This window comes from Microcystis sp. M113S1 (assembly GCF_020246945.1).
In the GTDB taxonomy this organism is placed as follows: Bacteria; Cyanobacteriota; Cyanobacteriia; order Cyanobacteriales; family Microcystaceae; genus Microcystis.
Genome location: NZ_JADBSA010000046.1, coordinates 1 through 21283, shown reverse-complemented (window position 1 = coordinate 21283; position 21283 = coordinate 1). Strand labels below are relative to the sequence as shown.

Genomic DNA, 21283 nt, shown 5'->3' with positions numbered 1-21283 from the left:
TTATCAGTTATCAGTTATCAGTTATCAGTTATCAGTTATCAGTTATCAGTTATCAGTTATCAGTTATCAGTTATCAGTTATCAGTTATCAGTTATCAGTTATCAGTTATCAGTTATCAGATGTAAGTTTTAAGTTAATTATAGCGTTTCTCACACCTGTGTGGCACACTTAAACTTTTGCTAATTAAGCTTTTCAACATCTATAATGTACCTCTTGCGAACAGGAACCGCTATAGTTAGTTATCTTTATCTTTATACCTGTTTACTGTTTACTGCTCACTGTTTACTGTTTACTGTTTACTGATTACTGCTCACTGTTTACTGTTTACTGTTTACTGATTACTGCTCACTGTTTACTGTTTACTGTTTACTGATTACTGCTCACTGATTACTGCTCACTGATTACTGCTCACTGATTACTGCTCACTGATTACTGCTCACTGATTACTGACCAACACCCCACACCCAATAAAAAATTCTCCCTAAAGGCACTTAAGCAGTCTTTAACCCTTATGTGCTACAATTTTTGAAGATTTTGCCATTCATTTAGGTTCAATCAGGGATCACAGCCTTTTTAGGGAAATTTTATGACAAGTAACTACGGCGCGGAACAGATACAAGTTCTCGAAGGGTTAGAACCAGTCAGGAAGCGGCCGGGGATGTATATCGGTACGACTGGTCCGCGGGGACTACATCATTTAGTCTATGAAGTGGTGGACAACTCGATCGATGAAGCCCTAGCGGGTTACTGTACTCATATCGAAGTGGATATCAAGGCCGATGGTTCCGTCAGCGTCACCGACGATGGCCGGGGTATTCCCACCGATGTCCACCCGACCACGGGTAAATCTGCCCTAGAAACCGTTCTCACTATACTTCATGCCGGCGGTAAATTTGGCAGTGGTGGTTATAAAGTGTCGGGAGGGTTACACGGAGTCGGGATTTCCGTCGTTAATGCTCTTTCTGCATGGGTCGATGTCACAGTCTGGCGCGATCATAAAGTACATACCCAACGCTACGAAAGAGGTATCCCCGTCACAGAATTGGTCAGCAGTCCCGGTCAAGAGGAAAAAACGGGAACTAGGGTTAATTTCCTGCCGGACACCGAAATTTTTAGCCAAGGCATCGAATTTGATTACAGTACCCTCTCCGGACGTTTACGAGAACTAGCCTACTTAAATGCGGGTGTTAAAATCACCTTTAGCGATTACCGTCCCGAAGAACCCCACATCGAAACCTATTGTTATGAGGGGGGTATTAAAGAATACGTCGCCTATATGTGTCGGGAAAAAGAAACCCTGCACAAAGATATTATCTATGTATCGGGGGAAAAGAACGGAATTAATATCGAAGTGGCGTTTCAGTGGTGTATAGATGCCTATAGCGACAATATTCTCGGTTTTGCTAATAATATCCGCACCATTGACGGGGGAACCCATCTAGAAGGATTAAAGGCAGTTCTGACTCGTACTTTAAATAATGTCGCTCGTAAACGCAATAAAATTAAAGAAAACGAGCCTAATCTAGCGGGGGAAAACGTCCGCGAGGGTTTAACCGCCGTTATTTCCGTAAAAGTCCCCGAACCGGAATTTGAGGGACAAACCAAGACCAAATTGGGTAACACCGAAGTCCGGGGTATTGTTGATTCCCTGGTGGGGGAAACTCTCAACGAATACTTAGAACAAAATCCCCAAGTGGCCGACACGATTATCGAAAAAGCAGTACAAGCGTACAAGGCGGCGGAAGCGGCCCGACGGGCGCGGGACTTAGTACGACGGAAATCGGTCTTGGAATCCTCACCTTTACCGGGTAAATTGGCTGATTGTAGCGAAAGAGACCCAGAAAAGTCAGAAATTTACATCGTCGAAGGTGACAGCGCCGGCGGAAGTGCCAAACAGGGGCGCGATCGTCGTTTTCAAGCGATTCTACCTCTGCGGGGAAAAATCCTCAATATCGAAAAAACCGATGATGCCAAAATCTACAAAAATACGGAAATTCAATCCTTAATTACGGCCCTCGGTTTAGGAATTAAAGGAGAAGATTTCGACCCCTCACAATTGCGCTATCATCGCATTGTTTTAATGACTGATGCTGATGTGGATGGCGCACACATCCGAACTTTGTTATTAACTTTCTTCTATCGTTATCAGAAGAATTTAATTGACCAAGGTTATGTATATATCGCCTGTCCTCCTCTCTATAAATTGGAACGCGGTAAAAATCATTCCTACTGCTATAGCGATCGAGAATTACAGCAAAAGATAGCGGAATTTCCCTCCAATGCTAACTACACAATCCAACGTTTTAAAGGGTTAGGAGAAATGATGCCCCAACAACTTTGGGATACTACCATGAATCCCGAAACTCGCACTTTAAAACGGGTGGAAATCGAAGACGCAGCCAAAGCAGAGGAATTATTTACGATTCTTATGGGCGATCGAGTTGCCCCCCGGCGAGAATTTATCGAAACCCACGGATCGCGTTTAAATCTTACGGATTTGGACATTTAAAAGGTAACTTGGGGCTGTGTTAGTCTAGGCTAATACAGCCCGATCATATCCCTAAATCCAGTTAGGGTTTGAGCAAGCGGAAAGGAGGCACTCGGCGCATCCCCAATCCGCTACGCTGGCTGAGGGTGGGGACTTCCCCTGCCACATTTTTGTTAAACTAACTTTTGGATAGCTGCTACTAACTGCTCGATTTCTGAGGGCAAAGTGAAATAATGAACACAGGCACGCACACAGAGGGGGTCGAGGAGAGTTCGCAGTAAAAACCCTTGTTTTTCTAGCTGTTGCACTAACTTTTGTGGGGTGATGGCCGAGTCAATTTGAAAGGAAACTAAACCGGATTCCGGCGGAGAATTTTTTAAACATTTCACCCCTTTAATCGTCTTTAATTCCCCCCAAAGATAAGCCGCTAATTGACAAATCTTTTCGTATCTTTGTCCCCCATCACCCCAGGCATTATGTACCGCAATAGTTGCCCTTAAACCCTCAAATTGGGGATAGGCAGAAGTGGCCACTTCAAAGCGTCTGGCATCCGGTTTCCAACCGATAGGCTGTCCTCGGCTATCTGTTTCAATGCCGCGCCAACCGATAAAAGTGGGCTGTAAACTAGGGAAAATTTCGGGACGAATATACAATCCTCCCACACCAGCCGGTCCACACCACCATTTATGACCCGTAAAAGCATAACAATCGGCGGCAGTAGCGCTTAAATCCAAGGGCAAACAACCCACGGATTGGGCAGCATCCACCACCACTAAAACGGGTTTTTCGGTGACAGAATTATCATGACAAAGTTGCGAGATTTCCTTGAGGGGTAAAACCTGTCCAGTATTCCACAAAACGTGACTAACCACCAAAACCCTAGTTTTTGGACGTAGATGGGCGGAAATCACTTCTATCGGGTTGCCGCCGTTTAAAGTTTCCCGAATAGGACAAGTGGAGATTTCCAGATGATAACGACGGGCAATTTCTTGAACCGTGGCGATAATTCCGGGGTGTTCACAATCGGTTAGTAAAATATGTTCCCCCGCTTGCCAATCAACTCCCCAGAGGGCGATATTACAGCCTACAGTGACATCCTCGGTGATAGAGAGATTCTTAGGGCTAATTCCCAATTCCTGAGCCATTTCTTGCCTGAGAAGTTCCGTTTTTCCGGTAATCCAATCGTTTACCCGTCCTGAAAAAGGCCCCTGTTGTTGGAGAAAATTATGGGCATCGATAATCGCCTCTAATCCCGCCTTGGGCAAGGTTCCCTGACCACCGAAATTAAAATAAACTTTATTGCTAAGTCCCCGAAATTCCTGTCTTTGTTCGGCTAAATCCGGTTTACTAACGGCGCAATCGAGGGTATTTTCGTCTAAATTCTGCATAAGCGGCAAGATGGGGGGTCAGTTATCAGTTATCAATTATCAATTATCAGTTAGAAGGTGTTGGGTTTTGGGGTTTTAGGGTTTTAGTTGAATTCCCCATTTCCCCATTTCCCCACTTCCTGACGACCGACGGCTGAATTCTATCGACGGATTAAGTCGCAATTGTCACAATAGTATTAAAGTAGAGGAAACATACTTGGGAATATTTTCTTTTTTTAGTTTATTATTTTTTACTTTACTTCACTGGTCCAGGAAAGCTTAACTTTTCTCCTTGTATAGAATGCTACTGACCGATGATCTACTTCTAGACTACCAACGTTGTCAACGCCGTGCATTTTTAAATCTCTACGGCAATAGCCAAGAAAAAGACCCTGAGCGCGATTTTTTGCTTAAATTGCGCCAAGAGAGTCAAAGTCACGTTAAAAAAGTCCTGCAAGACTCCTATCCCGATTATTGTTCTCTGACTACCCCCAGCACTGATATTTTGGCCGCCGCTAGGGAAACGGAAGCTTTGATGGGTCGGGGTGTACCCTGTATTTATCACGGAGTCCTTTTACAATCTGCCTATCCCGTCTCTTTAACCGGTTCCCCGCATTTATTAATTAAACAGGCAGGAGAGTCGAAATTTGGCGATTGGGTTTATTATCCCCTCAATATTCAACTCGGTCGCCGTCCTAAGCCTGAATATAAAATGCTGGCTACTTTTTACGCCTATTTATTAGCCAGTATGCAGGGAGTTTTTCCCAGTTATGGGGAAATTGTCCTACGTCGTCATAATCGCTATCGGGTGGAATTGAATCTCTGGTTAACTAAACTAGAGGAAATAATCAAAAAGTTCGGCGAAATGGTGATTAATCGCCAAGAACCAGAAGTTTTTATCTCGCGTCAGCGTTGCAGTTTATGTCATTGGTATAGTCACTGTTATGGTATTGCTCAAGCGAGTCAACATCTTTCTTTAGTCCCGGGGGTGACTCCTAGTCGTTACCAATTTTTACAGTCTTTGGGGGTTTCCACCATGGCATCCCTTGCGCTTACCTGTCCTACCCGTATGGGGGAGGGGATGGGGGTAGAGGTGGCTAATCAGTTACAATTACAGGCCCAAGCAATTATTGAAAATCGGGCCTTTCGCAAAAGCAACGGGAAAACTGCTTATTTGTCCCCCCTACCGAGGGCCGAGATTGAATTTTATTTTGACATCGAAGCGGAACCAGAACAGAATTTAGATTATCTTTTGGGGATTTTACGGGTTGATTATCGAGTTAATACCCAGCAATTTTATCCCTTTTTGGCAGAAAAGCCGGAAGATGAAGGCAGGATTTGGCAGGAATTTTTAACCTTAGTCATGCAGGATTATCAAGCACCAATTTTTCACTTTTCTGAGTACGAAGTGGAAACAATTAAGCGATTAGGTTATCTTTATAAAACTCCTTCTTCTTTGATTAATCAGTTAGTTTCTCGCTGTTTTGATCTGCATTATCATGTAGTTAATTCGGTAACTTTTCCCGTGGAAAGTTATTCTTTAAAATCCCTCGCTAACTGGATTGGCTTTCAATGGCGCGATCGAGGAGTAAGCGGGGATCAATGCGTTTGGTGGTATGACCAGTGGTTAAAAACAGGAGATCGGACTTTATTGGCGGCTATTTTGCGTTACAATGAGGATGATTGTCGCGCCACCTTTATACTAAAAGATTGGCTTGTAAACTTTTTAATTTGATTCTAAAGATTTATGACAAATAGGGGGGGAATGTAGCCGCTGCTACCCGTAGCCGTAAAGGGAAAATGATAGGCTATGGATGTGAAGACAGTCCCCTCACCCAATGGTGATCCCCATGTTCTCCCCACTTTTTCCGCTTCTACTCCTACTGCTTTCCTTCCTTAGTCTTCTCTGGTATCAAAAGACCGATAATGATATTTTTAAAGCTCTTGCCGTTAGTAGTTTAATTTTCGCAATTATTTGGGGCTTAATTCTCGCTCATTGGTCAATTCACCTGTTGGGACTGCTGTTATTGTTAAAATTCAGATCCCCCGCTTTCAGTTTGGTGCGCGTGCCTAGATGGTAATGGTTTGACCCTAATCTTCCAACTGTCCGGTAGGTACTTCGATCGCTTGTACATCGATCGTCCCGGGAGGGGTGAGAATAATAAACTTACCCCCTTCCACTTTCAACGGTTCACCACAGTTAGGACATTGACATTCCGTGCGATTAAAACCCGTAAATTCGTAGCTACAGACGGGACAGCTATCTTCAACTAAATTGCGTCGCAACCACCAGCGAAAAATCCCCCAAGCAATCACAGGAGAAATTATTAGGAATGCCACGAGAATTAAAAAACTATTGACTAACCAACCCAGTCCGATCGAGCCTAACAACAATCCGACTAAAATCAAAGATAAGAAACAACCCAAACCAGAATCATTGACAGAATAGCTGCGGAAAAAGTTGTTATTCACGGCTCAACCCTCGATTCATCAAAGCTGCAATTATCTTTAACCTAACACATTCCTAACACATTGCCACGGTTAAATCTTCTTTTTGACTCACTGATTCCTCGCTCTATTCTGCCTTGGGTTTAGTTTTGATCGAGATTATCCAGATTGACATCCTCACCAAATCTGCTGGCGAGTGGGTTGTCTGCTGGCTTCAACTTGTTATAATAGGTCGATACCTATCCACCATATTTCTAAAAACCATGAGCGATCCTCGTCTGTCTCTAGTGGCAGCTGCCCGAAGATTTTATCAACTGGGTTGGATGCTTGGCACGGCGGGTAATTTATCCGCTAAAGTTGATGATCATAGTTTTTGGATTACTGCCAGTGGCAAAAGTAAAGGTAAACTAACAGAAGAGGATTTTGTGCGCGTGGATCTGACGGGAAAAGTCAGAGAATCAGCTCATCGAGATAATCGTCCTTCGGCCGAAACTAGCATTCATCAGGTGATTTATTGCCTCTTTCCCCAAGCACAAGCTTGTTATCATGTCCACTCGGTGGAAGCGAATTTAGTTTCCCGTTTTGCTCGCGAGGACAAGTTATCGTTACCTCCCTTAGAAATGTTGAAAGGTTTAGGTGTTTGGGTAGAAAATCCTCAAGTATTTATGCCGGTTTTTGCTAACTATTTCGATGTGCCGAAAATTGCCGCAGAAATAGAAAGTAGATTCTCAACTTTCCCCCCAGAAATTCCCGCTTTACTGATTTCTTACCATGGCGTGACGGTGTGGGGTGAGTCTCTGGAAACTACCGAGAATTATTTAGAGATAGTTGAGTATATTTTTCGTTATCTAGTGGCAGCCTATCAAGTAAAACCTTGGTAAACCTTAATTTAGACAAGGCAATCAGGAAAAGATTGCCGACATTTTCCAAGGCGCCACCCAGATTCGAACTGGGGGTAAAGGTTTTGCAGACCTCTGCCTTACCACTTGGCGATGGCGCCGATCAATAAATATCCATCATAGCATAACAGTTGGCAGTTTGCCAAGAGTGGAACCCAAGAGTTGAGCGATCGATCTATAATTTATGCAGCCGTTCTCTAATCTAGTGGGGTATTTCAGGCTTTAAAAAGCAATTATGATGAGAAATAAAAGATATTTACTAAATTTTATCGGTTTATTGGCTTTATACTTTCCATTACAGGCTAATAATGCCGTTTACCTTAGCCAAAGTTCTAATGCTGCCACGACTTTCGACAGTTATCGTCAAGAATGTTTACAAAGAGCGCGCGCGGAGGGATTAGCTGCTGATGTGGCAAAAGACCTATGCGACTGCACGATTAAAAAATTCCAAGCTCGTTACAATCTACAGCAATTCCGCACCCTCGTGCAGAAGTCGAAAACCGATAAAGCTGCCGCTAGGACTTTATCGAGTGTGGGAGAAGCTTGTTTTGATGAGATTTTGTATGAATAGCAGGGATAGGGGGTTTTTTAGCTATCACAAAAAAAGCTGGAGCTGCGGAGCAGCTCCAGCGCTCATAGACAGTCTTAACAAGTAATTTAGATAGTCAACAGCTTATTTATGTCAACGCTCCCAATGGCAGAAAAATCGAATTATTGGAGTATCAAGACGATTATCAATGGCGATAATTTCTCTCTCAAATTCCTTAGGAATGCCTCTTGATTATTAATAACTTTAGGTGTATTATTATCTATCTAAATTCTTGGAGCTTGTTGCTGTATAATTGTAATGACTGACCCCGCTTTTCATCTGAACTATGCCTATTCCCGATTTTCAATCGATTATGTTGCCGCTATTAAAAATACTTGCAGATGGCAAAGTTTATAAATATCGAGAAATTCTTGAAGCCTTGGCCAGAGAGTTTCAAGTCACGGAAGCAGAAAGAAAAGAAATGCTTCCCAGTGGACAACAAGAAATTTTTGCTAATCGAGTCGGTTGGGCAAAAACCTATTTAAAGAAAGCGGGATTAATTGACTCATCCCAAAGGGCAACTTTTGTAATTTCTGAGAAAGGAAAAGAAATCTTATCTCAAAATCCTGCTCGAATTGATGCAAAATTTCTGAGACAGTTTCCCGAATTTCAAGAATTCAATCGAGTCAATAAGCAAAATGAAACTATTACTCTTGACAGCAATTTATCAGCTTCTGAGCAAGAACAAACACCAGAAGAATTACTAGAAAACTCCTATAAAGAAATTCGTCAAGCATTAGCAACAGACTTACTTTCTATTCTGCGAAAATTATCCCCAGATAATTTTGAAAAATTAGTAGTAGAATTACTGGTAAAAATGGGTTATGGTGGCTCGATTAGAGATGCTGGTAAAGCGGTGGGTAGGAGCGGTGATCAAGGGATTGATGGGATCATAAAAGAAGATAGACTCGGTTTAGATATAATCTATATTCAAGCCAAAAGATGGGCTGATAATAATGCCGTTGGTCGTCCAGAAATCCAGAAATTTGTCGGGGCATTAGCGGGACAAGGAGCCAAAAAAGGTATTTTCATCACCACTTCCTATTTTACCAAAGAGGCTTTAGAATATGCCCCCAGAAATGAGATAAAAATAGTGCTGATTGATGGGGAAGAATTAGGTCAATTGATGATTGATTATAACTTAGGTGTATCGACCAAAGAAATCTATGAAATCAAGAGAATTGATCATGATTATTTTGGGGATGAATGAGACACAGAGGGGGACAAGGGTTACAGAATAACGACGATGGCGTTAAAATAAATGGAAAAAATAGAGGATAAAAACTATGGACGGGATGACCTTTTTTCAGAAAAGTGCGGGACAGTGGAAATCTCAGCGCACCACCCATCATTTACCCTTTCGACGCTCAGAAACCGGCGATTCCGAGATTTATGTGGAAGCTTTAAGCGCCGATAACCCGAAAATTATCGCTATCTGTGAAATGCACGAAGTCGATCCCGCTAAGACTGTGGGGGGTGCCTTTGTCAGTTGGGATGGTTCAATGCAGTGGGACAAAGAAGACGAAAATCATCAAGGAACCACCGTTTTTGCGCTAATTCCCGATGAAGATAATCCCCAAGCTGGTGTTCTCCTGCGCGAACGCGGTTATGCGGAAATCGTTCCCGTGGCGGGCCGTTATCACATTGATGAACAGGAAGGTTTAGTCTTAATTACAGAATACGAAACTATGACCTCGATCGAGCGTTTTTGGTTTGCCGATGCCGATTTACGTCTCCGCACTAGCACAGTTCAACGTTTTGGCGGTTTTAATACTGCCACTTTTTGTGCTGAATCCCGCAATCAGTCATCGGAGTCAGTCTCCAGTGATTCCCCCGAACCGTCATCCTATTCGATTAGTGGCTGGTAAATTCAGTCATCAGTCATCAGTTATCAGTCATCAGTCATCAGTTATCAGCTTTTTTCTCCCCCAACCCCCAACCCCCCAACCCCCAACCCCCAACCCCCAAAATCCCGGATGGTAAACAAGTTTTCTTAACAATTGTAAGAATTTTTAATATTTCTTTTCTAGTTGGCACTTACTCCCTTATCATTATGAGGAAAGTTTTTTAAGCATTTCTAAGGATACGGAGGTTTACCCTTGGCCATTCCTCTTTTAAATTACGCCCCCAAGTCCCAAAACGTGCGGGTAGCTGGTTATGATGTCGGTGGAGACGAAAAACCGAGAGTTTACACGACGGAAAATGTCCTCTCCCCTACCGACCTGGACGATTTAATCGAAGCCGCTTACCGTCAGATTTTCTTCCATGCCTTTAAATGGGATCGGGAACCCTTCCTCGAATCCCAATTACGCAATGGACAATTATCGGTGCGGGATTTCATTCGTGGCCTACTGTTATCGAAAACCTTCTATAACAGCTTCTACGAGAAAAACAGCAACTATCGCTTTGTCGAACAGGTAGTACAAAGAGTTCTCGGTCGCGATGTCTATAGCGAAAGAGAAAAAATTGCTTGGTCGATTGTCGTTGCCACCAAAGGTATTCAAGGTTTTGTCGAACAACTGCTCAACAGTGACGAGTATCTGCAAAGCTTTGGTTATGATACCGTTCCCTACCAACGTCGTCGCACCCTGGCCAGCCGCGAAATCGGTGAGCGTCCATTCAACATCACCTCGCCTCGCTACGATGGCTACTATCGTGGTATTTTGGGCTTCCCCCAAATCGTTTGGCAGAATGCTGTCCGTCGCTATGTTCCCCAAGAGCAAAAACCCAAAGCTGGCGATCCTTCCAGCTTCTTGGCTATGGCCCGGGGTCTCGGTAGCGCCAAAGGCAATCCTGTACCAAGAGTCTCTGCTATGAATATTAACATCGAGGCTTCTGTACCCCGTCGTTAATTTTTAGCTCAACCTGCCGGGGAGAGTCCCTAATTGGCAGAATGACCCCCGAACCATAATCAGGTTATTCTGTGAATTGGTGGCTCTCCCTATGGGGTGGCTCCTGAAATAATCCCCCCAGCGAGATCGTATTCCAAGGCAGACCCTTGGAACAAGGATATTAAGTATTGATCTTCTAAGTAGGGGTTGCTGAATAATGGTAAAAACCTTTTAAAATAAGGCTTTTGACCTGTTAAAATCCAATGTTCATGCTGCGAAAATAGGATTGGGACTTTCAAAACCCTGGCATTATCCTTCTTGTAGTACATAGCTTGGTACAAAAAACAAGGGCAATAAAGCCTGAAACGACCGGCTACTGACTCCTACCCCCAGGAAAACCTTTTTGCAGCAAACCCTATCTATAATATCAAATTTTGTACGACTTTTTTCCACGTTCAACACTTCTGGGTTTCTAGGTTTATCAAGAGCGTTGAGAATATGAAACAAATCTTCAAGAGAAAATTGACTCAGTTTTCCCTTGATTAATTGAGATGCTTCTAGTTTTGATATTCCTAAAGTTTCTGCTGTTTCAGCTTCCGTGAAGTTCCGTTCATTGATTATATCAATAATCCGAGATAGAATTTGAGCGCGGACTAAAGTTTGTTCGGCTTCTGGGTCGCCAAGATCAGCGAAAATATTACTATTACTTTTTTCAAAATCACTCATTTTGTTATTCTCCTTGATTTTTTAACCATTCTTGATAACTTATTTCAGCCAGTTTTTTTGAAATGGCTCCGTATTTTTCCAACGATAGGTATTCACATCTCGATAATCAACGGAAAGAATTTGACCTGAACCTAATTCTTCTGCTAAAATAACCAAAGATGCGTCGGCTAAATCCATTGGCAAATCTCTATATTTTTGCATCAGTTATTCAGTGTGTTGGCACTGCTTAGTTTTAGGGAAAAAATCTATAAATTTCTCTTCTGTGTAAGAATCGACTAAAGATCAGTTCATCGTTAATAATTGCAACACCAATGCGATAATCTCCTATTTTGATACGATAAAAACCCTGATAACCTTTAAGCTTTTTGAGGTTTTTTATATCATCCAGTGTTTGAGCTAATTTGCATTCATTGACAACAGTTTTGATCTCAGATAATAGTTTTTGATCTTTAATTTTTCTTAAGTCTTTGGAGAATTTGGCTACAAATTGAATTTTCATTCAGCTTCTCCATTGAGAATAGCAAAAACTTCTTCTTCTGGAACAAATTCACCATTTAATCCTTCCGTAATAGCATTAGCTAAACCAATATCTTCTAGAGCTTCGATAACAATTTCATAAAATAGTTCCCGTTTGTTTTGCATCATTTCAATGAGGATCTCGGTTAGGATTTCTTTGGTTTTTTCTTCGGTAATAATTGATGACATTACGGTTAGTCCTTTCTTGAAAGTTGGCTGGTGCGTTACACTAATATTAACACACCTTACGAGATCGGCGATCGCACTTAGATTAGGATTTATTTCGATACATGACCTGGATACTTACACTAGAGTTTGCTACGGCTTGGGGAGTGACTAAGATTTCTATATTCTGACCTAATGCTACTAGAAAGCTAAACATCTGCTCAAGAGAAAATTTTTGCAATCTGCCATTTTTTAAGTTAGAAATTTTAGCCTCGTCAATTCCCAAAATTTGACTGACCTCCTGCTGGTTTAATCCTTTTTCAGTAATCAGATCATAAATCACTGAAGCCAGCTTGACTTTAGCGAGTTTTTCTTCAGCATTAGCCAAGCCTAAGTCTTCAAAAATGTTTCCTGAACTAATAGTATATTCTGTCATAATCATTTATCCCCTTTTTAGTATTTATTGTTGCTCTTTGGCAATCTCCTGTGCTTTTTTCAGGCGTTCTTTGATTAGATCAATATTTTGTTTTGGTGTTTTAATCCCTGATTTTGATTTTTTCTTAAAGGCATGGAGAATAAAAATAACATTGCTTAGTTTAAGAGCATAAAAGAAGTCAGATTTGATGCTAATGTAATTGTGTTAGTGCTTTATATTATTATACTCCTACAGATGGTTATTGATTTCTTTTTGCTTCCTCGGCTAACTTTTTGTTATTAGAAGCATAAGGAACTTTAGGATCAATTGGCTATTTCAATATTTTCAATTAAAGAGATGATGGATAAGTATTGATTTTCCAATAACTTGTACTCACAGTACAAGCTGAACCTAAGTTATTAATATTCCATTGAATAAAAGCATTATTATTATTTTGCCAAGTAATCGTAATTGTACCAATACAGTTACCAGCATTTCCAGATAATTCAAAATTTCCTTGTAAGACATCTCCAGTTGTACAGCCTTTTGTCTTAGGATAAGGAATTGTGATTCTTCCCGTGAATGGTTGTTTTTCATATCCAAAAACAGTTTGTACAGAAGTGAGAGTGCTAGTGCCAAAGCAAATTTGATTCAAGTTAGAAATTCGAGTTAAATTACTTTGAGAACGCCAGATTAAATTTGCTTGATTAAGAGAAGAGGAAATCTTTTCAGCATCGACTGAAGCATTAGTGTTCTTTTCAGCAGGTGATTTTTTAGACGATAAGAAAGGTGTTTGATTCAGTATCGGTTTTGGCAAAATAGTCTTAACAGGTGTAGGAGATGATTGTGCTACCGTAACAGGATTAAAAGAAAAATCCCCCACCAAAGAGGAAGACTCCCAAGGAACTTGCTTATTTTGAGTAGCTTGTACAAGATCCTCCCGTACCCGTTTAAACATCAACTCCACATCTAAATTCGGTGTTTTCAGATGCTTTAATAAAAAAGACGTATATAACCCATTTTCCCCCTCTCCATCAGCAGCAACCCCTCCTGGTTCCGTCGCAAAAGCAATCAAGGCACCCCTAGCTGATTGTATCGGAGCCAAACCCCGTTGACTAGAGCGCCATTTTCGAGCAAAGGGATTATTGCGACAAGCATCAAGAATGACAATATTCATCTGATTTGCCGCATCTTCCATCCTAGCTAAGACTTTTCCTACCGGAATCGCCTCATAGCGCACATCTTCTGCCACATCCAGCTTCGCATTTACCGGAATAAGATAATTTTCCCCATCCACTTGTGTACCATGTCCCGCATAATAAAATAATCCCACTCCTCCTGCCTTAAGTTGGTGGTGAAATGTGTCAATAGCATTTTCAATCTGCTTTAAATCAGCATTTTCCAGCAAAATAACATCAAAACCAACATCTTTAAGCGCATTCGCCATCGCTTCTGCATCATTAATCGAGTTTTTGAGAGGATTATCCTGATAACTCGCATTTCCAATGACTAAGGCTGTGCGTCGTTGTTTTTGTTGACTTTGTGACTGATTTGTGGTAGTAGTAATTCCACGATCTTGAGGTTGCTGGTTTTGACAGGATACGAGGGAGAAAATTAGGGGAAATAGGGATAAAATTAGGCAAAGTTTCAATAATTGCGGTTTCATGGCAATTCAGATAAGCATTGGAGGATAATAATGGGATTGAACTGATTAGGGAAAGGATGAAATTATTTCCCGATAATATCATATCTATTGCAATATTTGCTATACTTAACAAGTATTTATTATTTGCTGACAACACTAGACGGCGGATGCAAGCAACTGTCCAGTATATTACAGGGAGGATGAGTTATCTTATGAAGATATTCAAGAAGCAGAGGAGGATTTCTCAGAGCAGTTAGGTCGAGTTTTAGAAGCTAAAATAGTAGTCAATGGAATTAGAATCGGATTGGAGAATTAACGATGACTTCAAAACCATTTACTGAACAGGAATTAGCAGAAATCTTAAAAATCGTTCAGCAAGGAGAAAATAAACTCAGAGAAATGAGCGATTATGCGACAATTCTAGCAGAAAAATGGAGAAGCAAAACCCAAAACACTCCTAATCCCGTAAACAAAGGTATATTTTGAGTCTAAAACGCTCCCCCGTTGTTTGGTTTAGATTGCTGTGTTGGGGATTTTTCTACTTTCAAAATCTCAGATAAATCATAAAAAACTTGCTGCTTTTTGCTAGAATTTTTAGAACCATTTACTCCTCTAGTTAAGGGTCTATTGTTATCAGGTGCTTGACGAATTTCCATAAGATCATCTAGTACTGCATAAGGCTCATCCTTAGTTTCCAAAGTAAAGAGTAAATCATCTTGATTACAAGTAGCACTTTTGGATTTTACTCCACAGACAACGGAAACTTCTCGATCGCTAATCCAACTTGCTACCGTAGCCGTGATATACTGTAATCCATCCCGATCATAAATATCTTGGAATCGTCTAGAAACTTGATCACAGCGCTTTTGAGGATTCCATTGATTACCAAAATAATAATTATCTGGTTTCCAAATAATTATAGTAAAATCTTTGTTTGTGCTTGGATTATATACAATAGTAGCTGGGGCATTTTTACCTAAATATTGAGCATTTCCACAGTAAAAATTAGGTTTTGTTGCTGCATTAGAATCTCCTTTACATCCTGATGTCAGCATTAGTAAACCAAACAAAAGTGAAACTGCTATTCCCGAAGTCTGACGCTTCATAAATCTTACTTACTCCTGTTAAACTTATTCCTATTACCTTTATAGCTTAAAAAGCAGGTTGATGTTGTCTCTCGTTGTTTTGTTGTCTCTCAGATAAAGTGTTCAACCCAATACCAATTACTCCTCCTAAAAGTAACATTAAAATTAGGGGAATAACGGCAATTTTACCCTCTTTATTTTGTATAGATGAAGAATGAGACATAGAAACTGTTGGCACCATGGTAGGGGAGACTCCCTGTAAACCTTGAATTGCTTGTAAAGCTTCTTTAGCTGAGGGGTAGCGTTGTTGAAAATCTGGATGACTCATTTTAACTAAAATATCAGTAAATTTAGGTGTTATTTTGACGTTATTTTGCCAATGTATTTCTCCTGTTTGATTATCAACTAATTGGGTAGGATAATATCCCGTTAACATCTGAATAGCAATCATTCCCACAGAATAAATATCACTGCTAAAGGTAGGTTTTCCTAGATTTTGTTCATTTGACATATATCCTGGTGTTCCTATTCCAATTGTCTTAGGTTGGTTTTGAGTATTACTTAAATTAATAATCTGTTTTACCGCACCAAAATCAATTAAAATAATTTTATTATCTAGTTTGCGTCTAATTAAGTTATCAGGTTTAATATCCCGATGAATAACGTTATGCTGATGTACAAAAGCTAAAGTTGATAATACATCTTCTAAAAATTCAATTACTGCTATTTCTTCCCATTGTTTCCCTAGTATAATTTCCTCACATAAAGGATGTCCCTCAATATATTCTTGAACGAGATAAAATTGATTATTTTCAGAAAAATGGGCAAATAATTGGGGGATTTGAGCGTGTTTTCCTAATTGATAAAGACTTCTTGCTTCTGTATCAAATAAACGCGTTGCTATTTGCCAAGATTGGGGATCAGATTGGGGTTTAAGTTGCTTGACAACACACCAAGGATGATCTGGTAATTGGGTATCTTTAGCTAGAAAAGTTTCACCAAATCCACCAGAAGCAAGCGATCGCACAATTTGATAACGATGGACTAATAAATTCACCCTTATCTTACCTGCTGATAAATAGTGGTTATTATAGCAAGGATCGCCAGCTTCTTGGCTATGGACCGGGGTCTCGGTAGCGCCAAAGGCAATCCTGTACCAAGAGTCTCCGCTATGAATATTAACATCGAGGCTTCTGTACCCCGTCGTTAATTTTTAGCTAAACCTACCGGGGAGAGTCCCTAATTGGCAGAATGACCCCCGAACCATAATCAGGTTATTCTGTGAATTGGTGGCTCTCCCTATGGGGTGGCTCCTGAAATAATCCCCCCACCGAGGACGATTTCCCCTTCATAAATCACGGCTGCCTGGCCCGGGGTGATGCTAAATTGTGGTTGATCAAAAACCAGTTTCACTTGATTATTTTCTAGGGGAATAACATTGACGGGAACAGCCGGAGAACGATAACGTACCTGTACTTGCGCGCGGATAGGGGTGGTGGGTTCAGCAATAGAAACCCAGTTCATCCGTCCGACAAGACAATCGGTACTAACGGCACTTTCGCGATTACCCACGATAACCCGATTCATGACGGGATCCAGTTGTACCACATAGAGGGGTTCGGCGGCGGCGATGCCGATGCCTTTGCGTTGTCCGATCGTATAATGATGGATACCGCTATGTTTACCCAAAACTTTGCCATCGAGATCAACGATATCGCCCTCACTAACGGCGATATACTTATCCAAGAACGATCGCATAGTTCCGTGAGCTTCAATCAAGCATAAATCCTGACTATCGGGTTTATCTGCCGTTTTTAAGCCGAATTCTTGGGCAATCCTGCGGGTTTCTGCCTTGGTTTGTTCTCCCAAAGGAAATAAAGTCCCACGCAGTACATCTTGAGTTAAATCATAGAGAAAATAGGATTGATCTTTATTTTTATCGACGGCGCGCAGCAGTTGATAACGGTTGTTTTCAGGAGAAAAACGAATTCTGGCGTAGTGACCGGTGGCAATAGTGTCCGTTTCTAAGGTTTCTCTGGCATAATGCAGCATCGGGCTAAATTTTACCGCTTTATTGCACTGAGAACAGGGCAGCGGTGTGATTCCCGCTTCGTAACCGGAAACCAGATAATCAATAATTTCTTTTTGGAAAAGCTCGCGACTATCGACGATATGATGGGGAACCCCCAACTGCTCACAAATAAATGCCGCATCTACCATTCCCTCGGAGCAGCATTGACCTTTACCCTTCATTAACCACAGGGTCAAGCCAATAACATCATAACCTTGAGCGTGTAAGACGGCAGCGGCGACAGAGCTATCTACTCCCCCCGATAGACCGACAACAACTTTTCCCATAAATCTTGTAATGATTTTTAACCAATATACTTTCTAGACTAGCATCTCCTACTTTAAAATTTGGACATGGTGTACCCAAATTTTGTGTGAGGACAAACCAGCATGATGAGAACAAACCTACTGTTTTTCTCGGCTTTATTTTGGTTAAAAGTCGGGATAATCGCTCAAGGAACGCTGCTTCTAAAAGCAAACTTATCTTTTGCCCAGAATCTTTATCCCGGTCGTCGTTTGCCTCCACCACCGACGGTGAGACAACCAACTAAACGTTCAGACAGTCCCAGTGGTGCTAATTGTTCCCAATGTCCACCCTTAAATTTGCCCCCGGTTAATTCTCCTTCAGTTAACCCCCCGGTGGCTGCCCCGGTTTCCGGTAATCAACCCCTGAGAGAATACGTTTTTCAAGCTCCCGCTACCGTGCTTCCTGCCGATGCTACGGTGATTAATAATAGTAATCGTCAAACTGTCAATCCACCGGCCCCCACACCGCAAAATCGCGCCAATAAACCCCCTTCTCCCCCACCACAGCAGCGGGTTATTGCTACTAATCAACTCTTTCGCGTTGAAGTTCAGAGTAATAGTACAGAAACGTTGGCAAAAATTCAAGAAATTGAACCCCTCGCATTTATCCGCGCGGGAGAAAATGTTATTCAAGTGGGGTTATTTCAGCAACAATATCAAGCTAAACAACGGGTACAAGAGTTAACTAAACAGGGTTTTAGCGCTCAGATTATTACGCTCAATAATTAGGGTTTGCTGAAAAAGTCTGTTGGTGTAGGGTGTAGGGGTTTTATTCCCCCCGTTCACTCCAATGGCTGACACTTTTTGATATCAAAAAAGTCTAAAGATATTATCCAACAAGGTTTTTAGATTTATTTGCCCTGCCCTACTTAATAGACCTCTTGTGAAAATCAAAAATTGTTGTTAGGGTTAGGATTCAGAAGTCAGGAGAATTAAGAATGAACGATAGCTTCATGCCTATTTTTCTCATTTTTGAACTCTCAAAAGTTAATTAGGCAATAAGTCTCTAGGATTTTGGTTAATCTCGATCGAATTTCTTGCCTCTCGTCTAATCCTAACCAAGAAGTTAATTTTGTCCTATTACTTAGCACACAGAGTTAATTTTGTCAAGCAAAATTCTGACCGCATCGAGCATCACATCCGGTTGATCCATCCAGACAAAATGACTACTTTTATCCGCTTGTATTTCCATAAAATCTTTGGATAACTTGCCTAATTCTAGGTGCATCTCCTCCCGGAGTCGGTTGGCACTTTTGAGGGGAATAAAGCGAGTCCAAAAGGAGGGTTTAAAAAAAGAATTAGCTTTAATACTAACTATCGGTAAATTACCGAAATTGTTAGCCTCACTCACCTGACGAGCGCTTTGGTCGAGATTAAGCATTTCTCTACTCATCGTCATCCAGTGTTTAGCGCGACAGAAAGAACGCTTAACTCGATCACAAGAATCTGGGGAAAAGCGAAGCAATTCTGGTTTTAATAATTCAAAAACTCCCAGAACTTTCAGAACTCGGATAATGCCTAAAATTGAGCCAATAATCGACATCAAAAATCCGGAGATGAAAAATAATTTTAATGCCTTTAATGCAGGCGACATTTTCAGCATTCCCTGCTCGTGTAAACCATCGGTGAGTACCAAACCTACTACTTTTTCTGGGAACAGATGGGCATACAGTCGAACATTATAACTGCCAAAAGAATCACCAACTAAAATATAAGGTGGCTCTATTTGTGCTTGGGTTAGTAATTTATCTAATTCCTGAACAATTTGGTAGCTAGTTCGGGGATATGGACTAGAATCGCTCCAACCATAACCCGCTCGATCATAAATACAAACCCTAGCTAATTGTGACAATTCTTCTAGCAAAAAGTATCCCTCAATTCCCCCTAAACTATGGTCAATAATAATAGTGGGACTAGCCTCTCCCACTAGACAAAAATGCAGGCGATATTTACCCAGATTAATCAAATTACCTGGAGGTGCTTTTTGTTCTTCTAACCAAACAGATAACGTCTGATAAACTGTTGTCGCTACTAGGATAATTACTCGAATTGATAAAGACATAACTAGACCTCTTGTAAAAATCAAAAATTCTCGTGGTTGCTGGAGAATTAACCATGAATAATCATCAATTAAATGGTCAATTTAGCTGTGATTAAAAGAGAGCGCCAGCATTGCAGCCAAAATATATCGCAATTCTCACACCTGTGTGGCACAGTTAAACCTTTGCTGATTAAACTTTTCAACATCGATAATGTACCTCTTGCGAACAGGAAACGCTATAGTATAAATGAATGCCTGACACCTTGATTTTGAGCAAAGTAGGCTGCATCTTAACATTGGCAAAAATACCGACAATCAGCAATTATCAGTGACTCTTAAATTATTACCAGTATATCAGCAGCTGCCTGTAAGCATCCCACCGAAAAGCTAATGCGCGGGGGGTTTGGGGGGTAGAACCCCCCAAAAGCTTGGATTGAGCGATAAAACCGAAAGTAACGCCCGATTTTAGGAGAAAGTCTTCCCTTAAAAATCCCAACTTAGTAGATTGACAAAAATGAGATGCAGCCGCAAAGTATTTCTAGTCAATTAAGCATAAATACTTAAAATATCCTCAAATGCGGCATCCCATGAAGCTAAGAAAAAGCGCTTAATAAGTTGTTAAATTTCGGGAACAACATTAGCAGTATGCTGAAAATTAGCGAAAACCATTAAGATCATAGACCGAGTTTAATCTTATGCTAGAGAAAATACTATACGCTGATTCCGGCGCAGGTCAAACCCAAGAAATGCTACAAGCATTGATGGATCTCCCCGCTATCCGGAAAGCGTCGATCACCATTCTCCGGGTTGTTCCCCCTCAGATTACCACCGAAGCCCTGGCCAGTAAATGGGAAGAAGGAACCCAAATGCTGACTAAAATCCTGCAAGAAGTCAAAATTGAACCCAGCAAAGTTTCCACTATTCTGCGTCAAGGAGATCCCAAAGATACCGTCTGTCAAGTTGCCGACGAAATCGGGGCCGATTTGATCCTGATGGGTTCCCGAGGACTCAAGCGACTGGAGGCAATTCTAGAAAATTCCGTCAGTCAATACGTCTTTCAACTGACTAATCACCCGATGTTGTTGGTAAAAGACGATATTTACGTCAAAAAAATCAAAAAGGTGATGGTAGCCCTCGATAAGTCCACTTCGGCTGATTTAGCTCTCGATCTGGCTATTTATCTCCTGCGGGATTATCCTTCAGCAGAGTTAATTCTGGCCCGCGTCAACCCCGACTTAAAACCGGAATTTGCCCCCACTTCCCCCAAAGAAATGGAAGAAAACCCGATTTTAAGGCCAGCAGTGGCAAAAGTGAAACGGATGAATATACCCTATCGCTGCCTGGTGACGGGGGGTAAACCGGGAGAACAACTCTGCAAACTCGTCGATGATTATAATGTCGATCTCTTACTGTTGGGTTCGCCCGATCGCCGTCCTTCCGTGGCTAAGAGTTTACCGGATCTCGATCGCCTTCTCGGTACTTCCCTCTCGGATTATGTGCGGGTTAATGTCAACTGTCCCGTCCTTTTAGCTAGAAAAGAAGGGATTTAACCCTATTGGGTGTAGGCAGGTAAGTCTTGACTCATTTGATTTAAGTTGCTGGCAATGGCTTTCATCGTCATAAAAGCCGAGCTAAAGGCGATTAGCTCATTTAAGGGATAACTTCGACTCTCAACCCGCAAGCTCAGTAATT

23 protein-coding genes, 1 tRNA gene and 2 pseudogenes are annotated in these 21283 nt (G+C 41.4%); 12 read left to right on the top strand and 14 right to left on the bottom strand.

The annotated features are described in order from the left end of the window. Positions 1-586: 586 nt before the first annotated feature. A complete protein-coding gene (gyrB, locus tag IM319_RS02920; RefSeq protein WP_287075996.1) occupies positions 587-2509 on the top strand; it encodes a DNA topoisomerase (ATP-hydrolyzing) subunit B in 1923 nt (640 codons plus the stop codon). A 152-nt stretch (positions 2510-2661) separates the two neighbouring features. On the opposite strand, the gene IM319_RS02915 is transcribed toward gyrB, so the two are convergent. Beyond that, positions 2662-3876: an aminotransferase class V-fold PLP-dependent enzyme gene (locus IM319_RS02915; protein WP_287075998.1), complete on the bottom strand. Its 1215-nt coding sequence runs from the start codon at positions 3874-3876 to the stop codon at positions 2662-2664. 280 nt (positions 3877-4156) lie between these two features. Between IM319_RS02915 and IM319_RS02910 the strand changes: the two genes are divergently transcribed. Then, positions 4157-5590, top strand: coding sequence for a TM0106 family RecB-like putative nuclease (locus IM319_RS02910; protein WP_287075743.1), 1434 nt, complete (start codon positions 4157-4159; stop codon positions 5588-5590). 103 nt (positions 5591-5693) lie between these two features. Then, positions 5694-5936 carry a hypothetical protein gene (locus tag IM319_RS22360; RefSeq protein WP_353737531.1) on the top strand — a complete coding sequence of 81 codons (243 nt, stop codon included), beginning with the start codon at positions 5694-5696 and terminating at the stop codon, positions 5934-5936. Between the two features lie 10 nt (positions 5937-5946). On the opposite strand, the gene IM319_RS02905 is transcribed toward IM319_RS22360, so the two are convergent. Beyond that, positions 5947-6327: a hypothetical protein gene (locus IM319_RS02905; RefSeq protein WP_150976954.1), complete on the bottom strand. Its 381-nt coding sequence runs from the start codon at positions 6325-6327 to the stop codon at positions 5947-5949. Between the two features lie 239 nt (positions 6328-6566). On the opposite strand from IM319_RS02905, the gene mtnB reads away from it, so the two are divergent. Then, positions 6567-7184, top strand: a complete 618-nt coding sequence (gene mtnB / locus IM319_RS02900) for a methylthioribulose 1-phosphate dehydratase (protein WP_287734569.1) — start codon at positions 6567-6569, stop codon at positions 7182-7184. Between the two features lie 48 nt (positions 7185-7232). On the opposite strand, the gene IM319_RS02895 is transcribed toward mtnB, so the two are convergent. Then, positions 7233-7303: transfer RNA gene (locus IM319_RS02895), tRNA-Cys, on the bottom strand. Positions 7304-7437: 134 nt separating this feature from the next. On the opposite strand from IM319_RS02895, the gene IM319_RS02890 reads away from it, so the two are divergent. The 4 genes from IM319_RS02890 to IM319_RS02875 all read left to right on the top strand — a co-directional run bounded on the left by IM319_RS02890 (position 7438) and on the right by IM319_RS02875 (position 10643). Continuing rightward, complete coding sequence (locus IM319_RS02890; protein ID WP_287734568.1) at positions 7438-7773, top strand: hypothetical protein; 336 nt, start codon at positions 7438-7440, stop codon at positions 7771-7773. A gap of 304 nt (positions 7774-8077) precedes the next feature. Then, complete coding sequence (locus tag IM319_RS02885; RefSeq protein ID WP_287734567.1) at positions 8078-9001, top strand: restriction endonuclease; 924 nt, start codon at positions 8078-8080, stop codon at positions 8999-9001. Between the two features lie 76 nt (positions 9002-9077). Continuing rightward, entirely contained in the window at positions 9078-9659 is a 582-nt protein-coding gene (locus IM319_RS02880; RefSeq protein ID WP_002770022.1) for a phycobiliprotein lyase, read from the top strand. A 231-nt stretch (positions 9660-9890) separates the two neighbouring features. Beyond that, positions 9891-10643, top strand: a complete 753-nt coding sequence (locus IM319_RS02875; protein ID WP_287078842.1) for a phycobilisome rod-core linker polypeptide — start codon at positions 9891-9893, stop codon at positions 10641-10643. Between the two features lie 288 nt (positions 10644-10931). Here IM319_RS02875 and IM319_RS02870 read toward each other — a convergent pair whose 3' ends face one another. The 7 genes and pseudogenes from IM319_RS02870 to IM319_RS02840 form a co-directional block, all read right to left on the bottom strand. Further along, positions 10932-11348, bottom strand: coding sequence for a helix-turn-helix domain-containing protein (locus IM319_RS02870; protein WP_287734566.1), 417 nt, complete (start codon positions 11346-11348; stop codon positions 10932-10934). A 39-nt stretch (positions 11349-11387) separates the two neighbouring features. Further along, positions 11388-11549 (bottom strand): hypothetical protein, encoded by a 162-nt coding sequence (locus IM319_RS02865; RefSeq protein ID WP_287734565.1) that lies wholly within the window; start codon positions 11547-11549, stop codon positions 11388-11390. A 31-nt stretch (positions 11550-11580) separates the two neighbouring features. Further along, the gene (locus tag IM319_RS02860) at positions 11581-11847 is read right to left on the bottom strand and encodes a type II toxin-antitoxin system RelE family toxin (RefSeq protein WP_002771198.1); all 267 of its coding nucleotides are present in this window, start codon (positions 11845-11847) and stop codon (positions 11581-11583) included. Continuing rightward, positions 11844-12053, bottom strand: coding sequence for a hypothetical protein (locus IM319_RS02855; RefSeq protein ID WP_002771197.1), 210 nt, complete (start codon positions 12051-12053; stop codon positions 11844-11846). The genes IM319_RS02860 and IM319_RS02855 overlap by 4 nt, the downstream gene beginning before the upstream one ends. Positions 12054-12135: 82 nt before the next feature. After that, positions 12136-12465 (bottom strand): helix-turn-helix domain-containing protein, encoded by a 330-nt coding sequence (locus tag IM319_RS02850; protein WP_286826712.1) that lies wholly within the window; start codon positions 12463-12465, stop codon positions 12136-12138. 24 nt (positions 12466-12489) lie between these two features. Next, positions 12490-12636 (bottom strand): annotated as a pseudogene (locus IM319_RS02845) (type II toxin-antitoxin system RelE/ParE family toxin); the annotation flags it as partial. A gap of 157 nt (positions 12637-12793) precedes the next feature. Beyond that, positions 12794-14110 carry a caspase family protein gene (locus IM319_RS02840; RefSeq protein WP_287734564.1) on the bottom strand — a complete coding sequence of 439 codons (1317 nt, stop codon included), beginning with the start codon at positions 14108-14110 and terminating at the stop codon, positions 12794-12796. Between the two features lie 297 nt (positions 14111-14407). Between IM319_RS02840 and IM319_RS02835 the strand changes: the two genes are divergently transcribed. After that, positions 14408-14575, top strand: coding sequence for a hypothetical protein (locus IM319_RS02835; RefSeq protein ID WP_286826715.1), 168 nt, complete (start codon positions 14408-14410; stop codon positions 14573-14575). 2 nt (positions 14576-14577) lie between these two features. On the opposite strand, the gene IM319_RS02830 is transcribed toward IM319_RS02835, so the two are convergent. Next, positions 14578-15195: a COP23 domain-containing protein gene (locus tag IM319_RS02830; RefSeq protein WP_287734563.1), complete on the bottom strand. Its 618-nt coding sequence runs from the start codon at positions 15193-15195 to the stop codon at positions 14578-14580. 46 nt (positions 15196-15241) lie between these two features. Then, entirely contained in the window at positions 15242-16231 is a 990-nt protein-coding gene (locus IM319_RS02825) for a serine/threonine-protein kinase (RefSeq protein WP_287734562.1), read from the bottom strand. Between the two features lie 45 nt (positions 16232-16276). On the opposite strand from IM319_RS02825, the pseudogene IM319_RS02820 reads away from it, so the two are divergent. Beyond that, a pseudogene (locus IM319_RS02820) lies at positions 16277-16384 on the top strand (phycobilisome rod-core linker polypeptide); the annotation flags it as partial. 89 nt (positions 16385-16473) lie between these two features. Here the strand turns inward: IM319_RS02820 and mnmA are convergent. Beyond that, on the bottom strand, positions 16474-17532 hold the full coding sequence (mnmA, locus tag IM319_RS02815) for a tRNA 2-thiouridine(34) synthase MnmA (protein ID WP_287078834.1): 1059 nt from the start codon (positions 17530-17532) through the stop codon (positions 16474-16476). A gap of 102 nt (positions 17533-17634) precedes the next feature. Here mnmA and IM319_RS02810 point away from each other — a divergent pair, with 102 nt between their 5' ends. Further along, complete coding sequence (locus tag IM319_RS02810) at positions 17635-18279, top strand: hypothetical protein (RefSeq protein WP_287734561.1); 645 nt, start codon at positions 17635-17637, stop codon at positions 18277-18279. A 355-nt stretch (positions 18280-18634) separates the two neighbouring features. Here the strand turns inward: IM319_RS02810 and IM319_RS02805 are convergent, their stop codons facing one another. After that, complete coding sequence (locus IM319_RS02805; RefSeq protein ID WP_287734560.1) at positions 18635-19612, bottom strand: alpha/beta fold hydrolase; 978 nt, start codon at positions 19610-19612, stop codon at positions 18635-18637. Between the two features lie 674 nt (positions 19613-20286). Between IM319_RS02805 and IM319_RS02800 the strand changes: the two genes are divergently transcribed. Beyond that, positions 20287-21141 carry a universal stress protein gene (locus tag IM319_RS02800; RefSeq protein ID WP_287734559.1) on the top strand — a complete coding sequence of 285 codons (855 nt, stop codon included), beginning with the start codon at positions 20287-20289 and terminating at the stop codon, positions 21139-21141. Positions 21142-21283 lie beyond the last annotated feature (142 nt).